This window comes from Hydrogenobaculum sp. Y04AAS1, from assembly GCF_000020785.1.
GTDB lineage: Bacteria > Aquificota > Aquificia > Aquificales > Aquificaceae > Hydrogenobaculum.
Genome location: NC_011126.1, coordinates 1,000,980 through 1,014,851 on the forward strand (window position 1 = coordinate 1,000,980; position 13,872 = coordinate 1,014,851).

The following is a 13,872-nucleotide window of genomic DNA, read 5'->3' on the forward strand; positions in this document are numbered from 1 at the left end:
TTAAAAGATTATTACCTTATCAGCTTCCAAAGATTTTTGAGCAAATTCCCCAGCCGGAACTACACCATCTAACAACGGTATTAACTCATCTTCCTTTAAACCCGACGAGTCTATAGCCTGCTTGCAAGAATAAAGTTTAACACCGGCAGCTTTAGCATCTTTCATAAATTCATATACTGATTTTGGTTTTTGACTTGCTACACAAGAATCCCCACCAGGGTATATAGACTCTGGAACACCCTTTCGTATTAGATTTGTGCCATCCATATTAAAAAATATCTCTACTATTGCATCGTTTGAAGCCATCAAAGCCCCTATAAAAAACGGTGTAGCGCATCTATGAGGTGTTTTTGGCCCACTGGTCATAAGTATTAAAACTTTTTGGCCTTCTACTTCCATCATGAGTTAAGCACCTTCCTTACCTCTTCTTCTGAGGGTACTCCTACAAATGTTAGTTTGCCATTTATAATAGTGGATGGAACACTTCTAACTATTAATTTTTTAGCCCAAGCCCTACCTTCTGGTTGAGCCACATCAAGCACTTCGTATTTAAATCCAAGCTCAGCTTGTAATTTCTGATAAAGAGCATCTGCATCTGGACATGTAGCACACCACTGAGATACTAAAAGTATAACATGTTTATCAGAAGCTGCCATCATGTACACCTCATACAAATAATATCTTCTCTATCTATATACTCTTTCATTTTTCTAATAGCTTCTTCACCAGTTACCAAATCTTTTAAATCTCTTTCTAAATTTACAGGTTTTAAAGTTACTATCCAACCTCTACCATATGGATCGTAATTTATTATATCAGCTTGCTCTAGCAACTCTTCGTTTCTTCTTACTACTTCACCCTCTACGATACAAGGTATAGGACCAGCCCATTTACCACTCTCTAACGATGCCACTGGTTTACCTTTAGGTATTTTCTTACCGACATCTTTTATGCGTATATGTAGAAGCTTACCAGATCTGGTTTGACCTACATCTGTAAGACCGTACGTTACATTACCGTCTGGTTCTAATCTAATCCACACTTGATTTTCTATATCGTAATACAAATCTTTTGGTATCAAACAACCGTTATGATCAACTATATTTTCATCTACATTACCATGTAAATCCATGCTTATACACCTCTAGATCTCTAAATCGCCCCCAAGAAATATAGGGGGCAACTTAGTATATCATGCCAAACCGTATCTTTTCAATACTGGTAATGGATCAGATAAATTGTCTTTTAGCTTTACTTCAGAGGCGCTTCTTCCCAATGCAAGACCTAAGAGTTGAGTAAAATAAACGGCTGGTACATCAACATCTGGAACACCTTTTAACATTAATCTATGCCTATACATTTCCAAAGAAGCATGGCAAAGTGGACATTCGGTAGCTATAACATCGGCGCCATTTCTTTTAGCGTTTTGCAATATCATCATAACAAATTTTTCTGACACTGACTCATCCGACAAGGAGTGAGGACCACCGCAACATTGGGTATGCATAGGTTCAAAATCTACACTAGTAGCTCCGGCTGCTTCTAAGAGTTTGTTTTGGAAAAATGGATGTTCATCATCATCAGCCGTTGCTCTTCTCATGGGTCTATCTTTATCTAAGTCCTGACCACCAGAGTGCGAATATGTCCTAGCATAGAAGTGCGGTCTTGTATATAGACAACCGTAGTAGTTGGCTACCTTTAAACCTTTTAAAGGTTTCTTGGTCTTTTCTTTTATTTTTTCTGGGCCAGCTTCTTCGTAAAGCCACTCTAAAGCATGATATGTCTCAGGTATTACATCCAAAGGATCCACACCGCCTTCTCTTAAAAGAGCATTTGTTTTAGTAAGCACAGAATTATCGGTGGTTAGAAAGTACCAAGCCCTTTGGAGTGAAAAAGAACAACCGTTACAAGGAGCCACTATTACTTCATGTCCTTGTTTTCTAGCCAAAGACATATTTCTAGCGTTCATTAAAATGGTGCCCCAGAACGTTACATTTTTTGATTCCATTGCTCCGCAACAGTTGTAATCTTCTAAATAATCAAACTGTAACTCCAAATCTTTAGCTACCAGTCTTAAAGATACATCGTAAGCTCTAGCTGCACCTTCTAATGAGCAACCTGGGTAGTAAGCCACACGTTTACCTATAACACCCATGTAAAACCTCCTTTAATGAGTCATTATGCCTTCTTCTCTTATAACTCTTTCAAGAACTTGTTTGAATCTATTCCAGTTTTGAGTTCTTGGATGTATCAACATATGTTTGGCATTTAATATCAAGAAATCTATGTTCATACCTTTCAACGGTTTGATAGCTAAGCTTTTTAACCAATCTGGCAAACCACCTGCAAAAGGTATTGGTTTCTTGAGGATTGGATCCTTCATTACATTAAAACCTTGTTTTTCCATCCATCCAAACAAAAGCTCTCCATCTTCTATACGTCCGTATTCTATGACACTTTCAGTAAAGAACTTGTCAAACTTTTTAGATGGGTACTCTTCTATAAGGCCTCTTTTTGACATTTGATTTACTATTACCTTTAATACTTCCTCTACCAAAACGCCTTTTGGACATCTATGCGTACATTTGTGACAAGATACGCATCTCCATATTACATCTGCTCTTTTCTGCAACTCATCTAGCATACCTAACCTTGCTAAATATATGAAGTGTCTTGGGTTGTATTTCTCATCCCAATAGTTATGCACAGGACAGCTAGCTGTACAGTATGAGCACTGATAACACTGGTTTATCGTTTTTCCTTGGGGGTGGTTGATGATGTCTTTGGCAAAATCCAAATCGTAATCATCTATTACGCGAGGAAGTATTATAAGGTTCCAGTCTCCAGATGCATCAACACCGTCTATAACTATTCTGTCTTTCTTTATTATACGTTCTTGCTCTACAAGGCCACGTTCATGAATAGCCATAACAACCTCCTATTAATAGGTAAAAGTTACTTCATCATCTCTTAAAACACCTAACAGACGTTTAGCGATAAAATCTGCAGGCGGGAAAAACCCTTTAGCACTATGCATTGTAGATAAGGTCATGTAATCAACGTAAGTACCATAAATCATAGCCAAAAAGATATCTACAAACAAAAATCCTCTCACTCTTATACCGAACTCCAGAAGCTTTTCGTAAACCTGAACATAGGTTTGATAAAAGTCTTCATACGTAGAGCCATACATCTCTCTGCCATGCCCATTTACTGGGGCTTCTTCTTTTAAGAACACAATAGCTCCACTTTCGGATTCCGGGTCCCATATCCAAGAGGTAAAAAGTATGTAATCTTCTGGAAACGTAAAATGTAGTATCTCTGCCGCAATATCCCTAGCGTTTTTCTTGCTTATGCCTCTTATTACATCCGTAAAAGCGTTAACCTTTTGTTCCCAAGAATCTGCTTTAGAATATAAAAGATCGCTTATAGCTTTTTTGAGGTTGTTAACACCGGTCTCTTCCACTATCTTGTTTCTGAATCTTCTAGCTGGGTACATTCTGTAAAATACATCAAGCAATTTGTCCTTGTCTATAGAAGCTAATCGCTCCTTTGAGAATGTCTCTCTAAAAAGATTTGATTTCTCAAGAACCCTAGAATAGAACTCTTGCGCTAGCTCTTCTCCATCTCCTAATATTTTTATTAAATAATCCCTTACTAAAAAGTCATCAAGAGGGGCCGCTTTGAACCCCTCGTTTGGTTTAATGTTGCTCATTATACACTTACCTTAGCTCCTATAAAAGCTATTGCCTCTGCAGCAGCTGCTTCACCTTCAGACATAGAGGACTCTATATCTACCGGGCCTTTACAAGCGCCTGCTATAAATATACCTTCTTTGTTAGATATTATATTTGAACCTGAATTGTCAGAAGGTATTAGGAATTTACTATCTTGATCTTGGTTTAAACCTAGTATCTTAGCAACCTTCTTAGTGCCTTCGGATGGTTCCATTCCAAGCACCAAAACTACTAAGTCCATTGGCACTTCTGATGGCCTTTGAACTATAGTGTCTTCGTGCTTTACCACAAGTCTTCCATCTGACGGTCTAAAGGTTATTTCAGCTATTCTTCCTCTTACATATCTAACGCCAGCTTTTTCTTGAGGAGCCCAATAGAATGGGTATTCCCAAGTACCATATGTTCTAACGTCCATATAATAGCAAAATACATCTACATCTGGATAATGTTCTCTTATCTCTGTACCTTGTAAACCAGAGAGAGCACATCCGTATCTACAACAGTGTACATTTGATACACCTAATTGCCTATCTCTTGAACCAACACAAAATACAAATGCTACACGCTTAGGAAGTTGGCCGTTGGATGGTCTATAGAGCTTGCCTTGACGGGAAAACATTTGCTCTAACTCAAGGTTGGTTATTACATCTGGGAAAAGCCCATAACCGAGTTCACCCTTTCTTCTTGGATTAAAGTGTTGGAAACCTGTAGCCACTACTATAGCTCCAGCTTCTACAGTTTCGCCATTTGACAGTTTTACTTTGTAATTACCTGGCACGCCTTCACAAGCTTCTACTTCTGTACCTAATTTGACTTTAACGTTTGGGTTCTTAGTTACTTCATCAATAACGGGGCCTAAAACTTGTGATGGTTTTAACTTTCTTGGAATAAGAGTATGGTAATCTTCCAATACCGGTCTACCACCTAGTTTTTGTTCCTTCTCCACTAAGATGGTAGATATACCTAATTTGCCAAGAGTTTTAGCTGCGGATACACCAGCAGGCCCGCCACCTATTACTAACACGTTCTTAGACATATATAACCTCCTAAGGTTTATTAAGATCTAAACAATACCTTATCAGCCGTTGCACTTGCTCTTGGTTTGCCGTCGGATGTTCTGCTGTATGGTTCATACAAGTCATAGGTTTTAAAGAATTCTTGAAGTTCGTCGTGTTTGCCTGCTTTATCAAGCTCATTTATATATTTTACGGTGTCTTCCCACTCTTTTTTTAGCTCTTTCCAGTTGGTTATACCCATTTTTTCCAAAAGAGGTTCATAACTTGAGCAGTTCCAGTACAGCTGGACTATCTTGTACGGATGTGCACCGCAGGCTAAAGCTGAGAACATAACATCTGACATAACAGCTACCGGATAGTACATATCATGAGCTTTGCCTATCCATTGATTCTTTTCGAAAGTTGTGGTACAACCAGTATCGTGAGTTACGATGAGGTCTGCCTTAGCATCCTCATATATTACCTTCAACTTTCTATTTATAGCAAAAGACCTAGTAAACTCTCTTTCTGTCAATATATGCCTAAATCCAAAACCACAGCAATCATACCATGTGTAATAGTCAGCAACTATAGCTCCCAATTCTTTTATAACAGCCGTAGATGCTGCTGGTCTTTGGCCTCCATATATTTCTGGGTCATATACGTAATCGTCAGCTATCATTTTCCAAACGTGGCAAGCGTTGTGTATAGCAACTCTTACATTTGACACATCTATACCTCTTGGTTTACCTTCTTTTTCGTATAATTCTTTTATTTTATATCTGTTTGCATGTGTCCATTCTGAATAATGTACTACCTCTTGAGGTATCACCAATTCACCATTTGGTCCTAATCTACCCAACTTCTTCAATATAGGTCTTACAGCATCTCTAAGTTCTTTATTCATTATGAGTTGTTCTCTAGTTTCCTTGTAAGAACCAAATGAAGTACCACAGTGAATTAAAGGATAATAACCAGTCTTCCAAGCTTGGTGCATGTTTCTTAGCCATACAGCTGCCAAAGCCACTGGATTTGACGTACCAGAACCGTGATAGTTCCATGCGGTACAAGAAGTTTGGTGTGGTTCATTTAGATAATCATATCCAAACTTGTTCATAAACCAGAATATAGATGCTGGATAACCGGGTATATTACCACATTGTCCACAAGATTTATGATGCCATAGTTTGTTGGTAGGCACAGTCTTTATACGACCTGTTCTTGTATAAACCTCTACAGGTTTATGTTCTTCGGTGATTCTATGTATAAGGATCTCGCCCTTTGCTTCCAATTCTTCCATGCGCTCAAATATTTCATCGTAATGAGCATGGTTGTTTTGAATTGGAAATTTGGTCTTGTCATATCTAAGTAAACTCATAAAACTAACCTCCTAAAATTTTTTTGGCACTATGCCAAAAATTGCACAAATCATTCTTCTTGCATGTCTTCCCAGCGCTCTTCGTTTTCTTCTACCATATCCATAATAACGTTGTAAAGGTTGGGGTCTATCTTTTCAAGCATATCAAATATACCTGTTTCTCTCCAAATACTGTAAAGCTCTATGGCAGTTTGAAGAGACACTTCCCAAGCTGTTTTTACAGCTTTACCTACATCAAAGGGTATAGCCATACGTTTTGCTCTCAGATTTTCCATATTGTCAGCCATCTTTGGACCCCAGTCTGGGAAAAAGTCCGGTTGAAGCATATCCGCTGAGAGCTGGTTACCAGTGGTCATAACCTTAAGCAACACACGACCGTATGGTTTGAGAAGATCTTTGGTTGCGTCAAAGGCGTTTCTAACGGCTACTTCTCTCATTATAGCCACAAGACCACCTGGGTTGTTTACGAATGGACACCTTATCCAACAGGTGAAGCATTGAGAACAAGCCCATATATATTCGTGCATCATATCATAAAGCACTTCCACATCATCTTCCAAAAATCTTTGCACTATCTCTCTGGGTGAATAATCAAAAAATCTGTTGGATGGGCATGATGCAGTGCAAACACCGCAGTTTAAGCACCCAAATATATATTCGTGATAGCGAAAGTCTGACTTGACTTCCTCTACAATTCTAACCTTCTCTTCCCATGGCACATCTTTTGTTTTCTGTGATATGGGAAGATTGTATCCATAAGCGTGACCATCCATAACAATTACCTCCTTAAAGGGTTATAACGGCGTACTCGCCACTCATTACTTTGTCTAAGAATGCCGCACCACCTATTATACCGTCGCAAAGCTCAGTATTGACATCCTCTCTCTTGTATTCTTCCGTCAAATCTAAAGATGGTACACAAAGATATACCTTTACTCCTGCTTCTTTTGCCATTTTTATGAAATCATATACAGTTTGTTCTACACCAGGTCTTACTTTAACCTTTTTTGCATTGTCTTTCATCAACAAGAATCCAGCCTCTGAAGTAATAACCATCTCTACTTCAAAGTCCATTGTTGTAGCCGCAGTAGCTAAGAAAAAAGGTGCACCCGCTTGAGGGTTTATAAGCTCACCAGTCACCGCATCGGCTCTTTCAAAAAATGGGACAGTTAAAATATAGAAAATAATCTTATCAAATCCATTTGGTACCGCCATAAATCTCTCCTTTAATAAGTTTAATCCTAAAATTTAAAAAATCAATTAAGATTTGCTTATAAGAATATAATAAAAATCTTATAAGCTTTTCACTACAATTACACGCTATAACCAGTGCCATACTTTATCCTATACAAAAATTGTTATAGGTTTATCAGCTTCCAATATAAAATCAAAAAGCGTCATAGCACCGCCCGGAGGCTCCAAACCATCTATTAAATCTTCGTATTTATATCCGAAAAGATCCATAGTCATTTGGCAAGGTATCATTTTCACATCGGCTTCTTTACATAGTTTAAGAAGTTCTGGGATAGAGGCAACACCATGTTCTTTTATAGATTTTTTCATCATTTCAGTCATTAAATCCGTCATTCCTGGTATTACACCCATTAGCTGAGGAGGACCTGGTATAAAGTTTGACACACTTTTAAGAAAAGGAAACTTTTCTTCCATAGAAGGTGGGAAGGCCATGGGCATAGCCGGGTTTCCAACGGGAGCCAACTTTAACTGGTTTACCTTTTCCTTATGTACTATATTTAAGCCGTAAAACGTAAAGAATATGGCTGTTTCTAAACCCATCGAAGCACCTACTGATGCTAGTATCAATGGCGGATATGCCATATCTAACGTACCTTTTGTGGCTATTATGGCCAATCTTTCCATAGCAAACTCCTTACTTTTTCTTTAGATAGAATATAATTTTTCCACCTTCTTCTACAGTTTCTAGTAGCTCATCACCAGTTCTTTTACAATAAGCTGGTATGTCTGCTTTTGCTCCAGGGTCTGTGGTGATAAGTTCCAAAATTTGACCAGATGACATTTCTGCCATTTCTTTTTTGGTTTTAAGTACCGGTAAAGGACAATTGAGACCAGATGCATCTAAAGTTCTGTCTGCTTTCACAGCCATGTAAAATACCTCCTAAACAAGTTATGCTATTATTTTAATCTTTATTTTATATTTTATGTATTAAGATTTTATTAAAAAAAAATTAATTTTTTTTATAATTATTGTTAAGCAAGGCCTCTTTGTTTTAGAGTGTCTTGATATATCCTTTTATATAGAATGTTCCACTCCGACGTGCCTTCTACAATCCTCTTGGAATAGTTTTTTATACGCATACGTACTTCTTTCTCTATTTCTTCTTCTTCTTTAGCAGCTTCTATAAGGATAGACGATATAACTTTTCTTATCATCGGTATATCTTCATAAATTTCTATGTTTGGATCGTTTTTAATGAGATCTCTTATCTTGTTGGTTATTTGGTTCATGCGTTCTCTAGGTCTTGTTTCTATCTTCATTTCTTCAGCCAGTTTCATTCTTATGGTTCTATAAGCTGTCCTGTAGTCTATATTTTCTTTTTCTATATAAGATAACTGGTCTTTTAATATTTCTTTTGCCCTTTCATCCAAGTTTTTTTCTTCTTCATCGGCTTCTTTAAATATTGCCAGCAACTGTTTTTTAAAATAATCTACATCTTCTACTTCTATATATTTTTTTGTTAAAAGCTCAGATACTAACTTATTTATTATTCTTTCCACCAACCTTTCTGGTAATCTCACACTTATGCTCCTTAAGCTTTTATTTTAGGACTAAAATGCTTTGCTATGTTTATAAACGTTTCCGCCATCTCTCTTTTTTTCTGCCATTCTGATATTTCTTCAGCAGTTCTTGCATCAGATAATTTCCTTGTAGCTTCTTCAAAGACTTTTTTGTATTCCTCAAGGTCTATATTTCCTACTGGAACAGCTTCTTCTGTTAGTATTATAACTTTGTCCGGTGTTATATCGGCAAATCCATATCCTACAGCTATACCGTTTTTGTCATCTTTGTTGAAGTAAACCAAACCTGGTTTTATTTGAGTTAAAAGCAACATATGGTTTTCCAATATCCCCATTTCACCATCGTAGGCTGGTATATTTACAGATTCTACTTCTTCAGTGTATACAATGCCCTTTGGTGTGACTATATCAACTTTTAACATAAAGCCTCCATATCATAAGATAATATTATACCAAAATATTTTTTGTAAAAAAATTAAATATGCTATAATTATGGTATGGATTTAGAAAAAAACCAATGTAGCGTAGTCTTCGATAAAAAAGAATTTGACGATATCATATCCAAAGCTAAAAATACCACAGAATCGAAATCCATACTCCCGATACTGTCAAATTTCCTTATAGAGATAGAAAATTCTAAGTATTTTGTAAAAGCCACAGACTTAGAAAACTATATAAAGATAGAAGGCAGACCAGAACAATCGGAAGTTAGCTGCACCTTGTGCATAAATTCTAAGAAACTAAGCGATATAGTAAAAAGTCTTTCTTCTGCTACATTCACGCTAACGCTTGTAAACGACCCTTCAGCACAAAGCTCTTACGTGCAAATACAAAGCGGTAGAAGTAAGTTTAAGCTAACGTTGGCTGAAGCTTCTGAGTTTCCCGCTTTTCCAGAGATAGAAAACGACATGATATCAAACAACATACCGGGTTTTATGCTTTTAGAGGGCTTAGAGAGAACAGATTACGCTGTAGCAAAAGAAGATGCGATGAATCCTACCCTTACAGGCGTAAACATGATATTTGACAACAACGATGGAAAATCTTTTGTAGAGTTTGCCGCCACAGATGGTAATAGGCTTACGGTTTTCAAAAAATACTACCCTAAAGATGAATCTAACGAAAACATAACCTTAAGCAACATGTCCTTCACAATACCAAGAAAAACGGTAAAAATCCTAAAATCTATAACAAACAAAGCATCTTTCGTAAATATTTACTACAAAAGCGGTAGCTCGTTTTTGATTTTTGAAGATAAGGCAATGGGATGTACGTTGTTTAGCAGGCTTTTAGAAGGAGAGTTTCCAGATTACAAGACTTATATAGAAAACATAGATAGACCTTTAAACGCCAAAATACAGCGTAAAGATTTGAGAGATTTGATAAGAAGGCTTTCTTTTAGTGCAGATGGCACTGTTATACCTATAAAGCTTACCTTTGCCGATAACATTTTGATAGGAGAAACCTCAGACAGAGAATCAACAGAAGGAAGGGATGAGATCGATATAGATTACGTAGGAGAAGCTTTTAGCGTAGACCTAAATGCAAGATATCTAAAAGAATCCGTAGACTACGCTCCCTGCGACTATATAAATATATCTACCGACGACCCCATGAACGGTATGTTAGTTTCTTGTGGAAATCTTGAAGAAGAAGGTTTTTATTACGCTTCTTTAATAATGCCTTTTGGATGATTTTAAAATCTTAAAACTTAAGTTATGACTGAAAACAACCAAATATTGGAAGAGCTAAGGTTAAAAGAAGGAGACACGTGGCGTATCTTTAAAATCCTTAGCGAATTTGTGAGTGGATTTGATACACTATCCCACGTAAGTCCAGCGGTAACGTTCTTTGGAAGCGCCAGATTTGATGAAAACAACTTTTACTATAAAAAAGCTTATCAGCTTAGCTACGAGTTTGGGAAAGGTGGTTACAACGTTATAACAGGTGGCGGACCTGGTATTATGGAAGCGGCTAATAGGGGTGCTAAGGATGCTGGTGTTATATCGGTGGGCTTAAATATAAAGCTTCCTAAAGAGCAAAAACCAAACCCATATCATACGCTTTCCATGAGCTTTGAATACTTCTTTGTAAGGAAAGTTATGCTTATAAGATACTCTACAGCTTACCTTGTTTTTCCAGGTGGATTTGGCACTATGGACGAACTATCTGAAGCTCTTACCCTAATACAAACTAAAAAGAGTCCAAAATTTCCGCTTATTCTCTTCGGTAAAGAATTTTGGGAAGGTCTTATGGATTTTTACAAAAATACCCTTATAAAACATGGTACCATCGACGAGGAAGACTTATCTCTTGTTCATCTTACCGATGATATAGACGAGGCTATAGCTATAGTGGATAAACATCTCTTAGAAAAAATCAAACTCATGGAAGAGGAAAAAGAAGATAATTCAAAGTTAGAAAGGTATAAAAACACCGCAAGGGTAAGAGGTCTTAGATGATCAAGTTTTTACACATAGGAGATATACATGCTGGCAAAACGCTTCACAGCAGATCAAGAAACGATGATGCAGAATACGCCATATCTCAAGTGATAGATTTTGTAAAAAAAGAGCCTGTAGATTTCATACTTATGGCAGGCGATATCTTTGATCAATACACTCCGGATGCAGAAGCCACAAAAATCATATTTGATTTTATGGTAAGTGAGTTAAACGCTTTAAAGATTCCAGTAGTCATGATCACCGGAAACCACGATGGACATAGTTTTTTTGAAGGTTACAAGACTCTTGCCAAATACGCCAACATGCATTTGTTTGTAAAACCTTCTACAAAAGATTACATTATTACAATAAAAGATACCAACATAATATGTGTACCTTATGTTTTTACTAAGATCTTAGATAAAACCTGGGAAGATAACGCTGCCTCAGAATATGCTCATAAAGTAGAAAATTTTATAAATGCACTCATTTCAAAAGCCCCAAGAAATACCTTTAATATATTGCTTTCCCATATGATGGTAAAAAGTGCAAAACCAACAAAATCAGAAAGAGAAGCTTCCATAGGGGAGTATTATGCAATAAATTTAGACAACATAAACAATCTTAAAAACTTGGACTACGTTGCCTTAGGGCATGTGCATAAATATCAAAAAATACCCACCACTACAGATACCTATTACACAGGTTCTTGTTTTCAAATAGATTTTAACGAAGAAGGGCAAGAAAAATACTTCAACTTTGTAATTTTAGAACAACAATCCACCAACAAAGTAGAAAAGATAAAATTAGATATAAAAAACCAGCTTAAAACTCTAAAAGTTAATGCCAAAAGCTTAAATATAAAAGATATAGAAAACGTAAAAGGATACGTAAGGGTAATCATAGACGATACCATCGAAAATACTAGGCTTTTAGAATCAAAATTAACATCAGAACATATAGCGGGCAAAATCTTAGAAATAAGAAGAAACGTTTTTGAAAAACCAGACATAGAAGTAGATTTAAACAAAATAAGAAATAACCTTGTGGATTTTTACGAAGAATATTACAAGGCAAAATACCGCGAAGATTTGCCAGAGGATTTAAAGAAAGCATTCGTAGAACTTCAATACAAAGTAGAGCATACAGAAGACTAGATCAATAGATAAAAGTTGACTTTTTCACAAACTTTTATATACTTTAAAGTATAGGAGGGTAAAAAGTTTGATAAATTTGATAATAGTAGTTACAATTGTAACAATTACAGTTATTGTTGTAAGATTTTCTATAAGGACAGTGTCCCAAGGAGAAGAGTGGATCATAGAAAGGCTTGGCAGGTACCATAGGACTTTAAAACCAGGTCTTGCTTTTGTAATACCTTTCCTAGATTACATTAGAAACAAAGTAAACGTAAGAGAGCAATTTTTAGATGTACCTTCTCAAGCTGTCATAACAAGAGATAACGCTATAGTCCAAATAGACGCCGTTTTTTTCTACAGGGTTGTGGATAGTTACAACGCCACTTACAACATTACAAACATAAATGCATCGTTGATACAATTAGCCAAAACAAACCTAAGAGCCATAATAGGCTCCATGGAGCTAGAGCATGCCCTATCCAATAGAGATGAGATAAACGCAAAGCTTAGAAACAACTTATCTGGTATAGAAAGCGAATGGGGCATAGTGATAACAAGAGTTGAAATAAAAGATATACTTCCACCAGAAACAATAGTAAAAGCGATGGAAAAACAAATACAAGCTGACAGAGAAAAAAGAGCTATCATCCTTCAAGCAGAAGCCAGCAGAGAAAAACAACGCTTAGAGTCTGAAGGTTATCTCATAGCACAAACCAATAGAGCAGAAGCTATAAAAAGGGTAGGGCAAGCCCAAGCAGACGTCATAGCAATGATAGGGCAATCTCTAAAAGAATCAGGGGAAACCGCTGGTTTATTGCAGTTGGGAGAGCGTTATATAGAGGCTATAAAAGATTTGGCTTCTTCAAACAGCTCTAAGCTGATAATATTCCCAAACAGCATAATAGATGCCGTAAAAAATCTTATAGACAAATGAGCCCGTTTCTTTGGATACTACTTGGTATATTGCTTTCTTTATTAGAACTAGCACATCCTGTAATGATATTTTTCCCCATAGGACTTAGCGCTATTGCAACTGGAATTTTTGGGCTTTTGATAGAATATTTTACAAAAATACCTTACGAAAGAATGCTCATAACCCAGCTTATTACCTTTTTTGTTGTAAGTGCCATAAATATATATCTTCTTCGTAAAATCTCAAAAGAGTGGATAAGCATAAAAACACCAAAATCTTCTCAGCCAGAAAACGCTATACTAGGGCATGAAGTTTACGCAAAAGAAGACGCCAAAGCAAAAACCATGATAAAGGTGGAATCCCCTTCTCCAATCCTCGGTGTAAACTTATGGCATGCAAAAGTTTTAGATGATGTAAAAGCGGGCGATAAGCTTATAGTGGTTGGTCACGAGGGAGGTATATTGGTTTGTAAAAAAGCCTCCTCTGATTAG

Annotated in this window: 19 protein-coding genes; 5 read left to right on the forward strand and 14 right to left on the reverse strand. The window is 36.7% G+C overall.

The features are described 5' to 3' along the window. From HY04AAS1_RS05430 to atpC, 14 genes are all read right to left on the reverse strand, one after another. Entirely contained in the window at window positions 1-402 is a 402-nt protein-coding gene (locus HY04AAS1_RS05430; RefSeq protein WP_012514116.1) for a DsrE family protein, read from the reverse strand. Further along, window positions 399-659 carry a thioredoxin family protein gene (locus HY04AAS1_RS05435; protein WP_012514117.1) on the reverse strand — a complete coding sequence of 87 codons (261 nt, stop codon included), beginning with the start codon at window positions 657-659 and terminating at the stop codon, window positions 399-401. Before HY04AAS1_RS05435 ends, HY04AAS1_RS05430 begins: the two co-directional genes overlap by 4 nt. Then, window positions 656-1,102 carry a glycine cleavage system protein H gene (locus HY04AAS1_RS05440; RefSeq protein ID WP_343122200.1) on the reverse strand — a complete coding sequence of 149 codons (447 nt, stop codon included), beginning with the start codon at window positions 1,100-1,102 and terminating at the stop codon, window positions 656-658. The genes HY04AAS1_RS05435 and HY04AAS1_RS05440 overlap by 4 nt, the downstream gene beginning before the upstream one ends. Before the next feature lie 90 nt (window positions 1,103-1,192). Further along, window positions 1,193-2,155 carry a CoB--CoM heterodisulfide reductase iron-sulfur subunit B family protein gene (locus HY04AAS1_RS05445; protein ID WP_012514119.1) on the reverse strand — a complete coding sequence of 321 codons (963 nt, stop codon included), beginning with the start codon at window positions 2,153-2,155 and terminating at the stop codon, window positions 1,193-1,195. Between the two features lie 12 nt (window positions 2,156-2,167). After that, a complete protein-coding gene (locus HY04AAS1_RS05450; protein WP_012514120.1) occupies window positions 2,168-2,929 on the reverse strand; it encodes a 4Fe-4S dicluster domain-containing protein in 762 nt (253 codons plus the stop codon). Window positions 2,930-2,941: 12 nt separating this feature from the next. Further along, entirely contained in the window at window positions 2,942-3,715 is a 774-nt protein-coding gene (locus tag HY04AAS1_RS05455) for a hypothetical protein (RefSeq protein ID WP_012514121.1), read from the reverse strand. Next, window positions 3,715-4,773: an FAD-dependent oxidoreductase gene (locus tag HY04AAS1_RS05460; protein WP_012514122.1), complete on the reverse strand. Its 1,059-nt coding sequence runs from the start codon at window positions 4,771-4,773 to the stop codon at window positions 3,715-3,717. Before HY04AAS1_RS05460 ends, HY04AAS1_RS05455 begins: the two co-directional genes overlap by 1 nt. A 20-nt stretch (window positions 4,774-4,793) precedes the next feature. Beyond that, window positions 4,794-6,110 (reverse strand): heterodisulfide reductase-related iron-sulfur binding cluster, encoded by a 1,317-nt coding sequence (locus tag HY04AAS1_RS05465; protein WP_012514123.1) that lies wholly within the window; start codon window positions 6,108-6,110, stop codon window positions 4,794-4,796. Between the two features lie 50 nt (window positions 6,111-6,160). Continuing rightward, window positions 6,161-6,883: a 4Fe-4S dicluster domain-containing protein gene (locus HY04AAS1_RS05470; RefSeq protein WP_012514124.1), complete on the reverse strand. Its 723-nt coding sequence runs from the start codon at window positions 6,881-6,883 to the stop codon at window positions 6,161-6,163. A gap of 13 nt (window positions 6,884-6,896) precedes the next feature. Further along, window positions 6,897-7,325 carry a DsrE family protein gene (locus HY04AAS1_RS05475; protein WP_012514125.1) on the reverse strand — a complete coding sequence of 143 codons (429 nt, stop codon included), beginning with the start codon at window positions 7,323-7,325 and terminating at the stop codon, window positions 6,897-6,899. A gap of 129 nt (window positions 7,326-7,454) precedes the next feature. Next, window positions 7,455-7,988 (reverse strand): DsrE/DsrF/DrsH-like family protein, encoded by a 534-nt coding sequence (locus HY04AAS1_RS05480; RefSeq protein ID WP_012514126.1) that lies wholly within the window; start codon window positions 7,986-7,988, stop codon window positions 7,455-7,457. A 10-nt stretch (window positions 7,989-7,998) separates the two neighbouring features. Continuing rightward, window positions 7,999-8,232, reverse strand: coding sequence for a sulfurtransferase TusA family protein (locus HY04AAS1_RS05485; RefSeq protein ID WP_012514127.1), 234 nt, complete (start codon window positions 8,230-8,232; stop codon window positions 7,999-8,001). Window positions 8,233-8,336: 104 nt separating this feature from the next. After that, entirely contained in the window at window positions 8,337-8,885 is a 549-nt protein-coding gene (locus HY04AAS1_RS05490; RefSeq protein WP_012514128.1) for a DUF507 family protein, read from the reverse strand. Window positions 8,886-8,896: 11 nt separating this feature from the next. Next, window positions 8,897-9,307: an ATP synthase F1 subunit epsilon gene (gene atpC, locus HY04AAS1_RS05495; RefSeq protein WP_012514129.1), complete on the reverse strand. Its 411-nt coding sequence runs from the start codon at window positions 9,305-9,307 to the stop codon at window positions 8,897-8,899. A 75-nt stretch (window positions 9,308-9,382) separates the two neighbouring features. On the opposite strand from atpC, the gene dnaN reads away from it, so the two are divergent. The 5 genes from dnaN to HY04AAS1_RS05520 all read left to right on the forward strand — a co-directional run bounded on the left by dnaN (window position 9,383) and on the right by HY04AAS1_RS05520 (window position 13,872). Further along, window positions 9,383-10,579 carry a DNA polymerase III subunit beta gene (gene dnaN, locus HY04AAS1_RS05500; RefSeq protein ID WP_012514130.1) on the forward strand — a complete coding sequence of 399 codons (1,197 nt, stop codon included), beginning with the start codon at window positions 9,383-9,385 and terminating at the stop codon, window positions 10,577-10,579. 24 nt (window positions 10,580-10,603) lie between these two features. Further along, complete coding sequence (locus HY04AAS1_RS05505) at window positions 10,604-11,347, forward strand: TIGR00730 family Rossman fold protein (RefSeq protein ID WP_012514131.1); 744 nt, start codon at window positions 10,604-10,606, stop codon at window positions 11,345-11,347. Further along, complete coding sequence (gene sbcD, locus HY04AAS1_RS05510) at window positions 11,344-12,486, forward strand: exonuclease subunit SbcD (protein WP_012514132.1); 1,143 nt, start codon at window positions 11,344-11,346, stop codon at window positions 12,484-12,486. The genes HY04AAS1_RS05505 and sbcD overlap by 4 nt, the downstream gene beginning before the upstream one ends. 67 nt (window positions 12,487-12,553) lie before the next feature. Next, window positions 12,554-13,402: an SPFH domain-containing protein gene (locus tag HY04AAS1_RS05515; RefSeq protein WP_012514133.1), complete on the forward strand. Its 849-nt coding sequence runs from the start codon at window positions 12,554-12,556 to the stop codon at window positions 13,400-13,402. Continuing rightward, the gene (locus HY04AAS1_RS05520) at window positions 13,399-13,872 is read left to right on the forward strand and encodes an NfeD family protein (RefSeq protein WP_012514134.1); all 474 of its coding nucleotides are present in this window, start codon (window positions 13,399-13,401) and stop codon (window positions 13,870-13,872) included. The genes HY04AAS1_RS05515 and HY04AAS1_RS05520 overlap by 4 nt, the downstream gene beginning before the upstream one ends.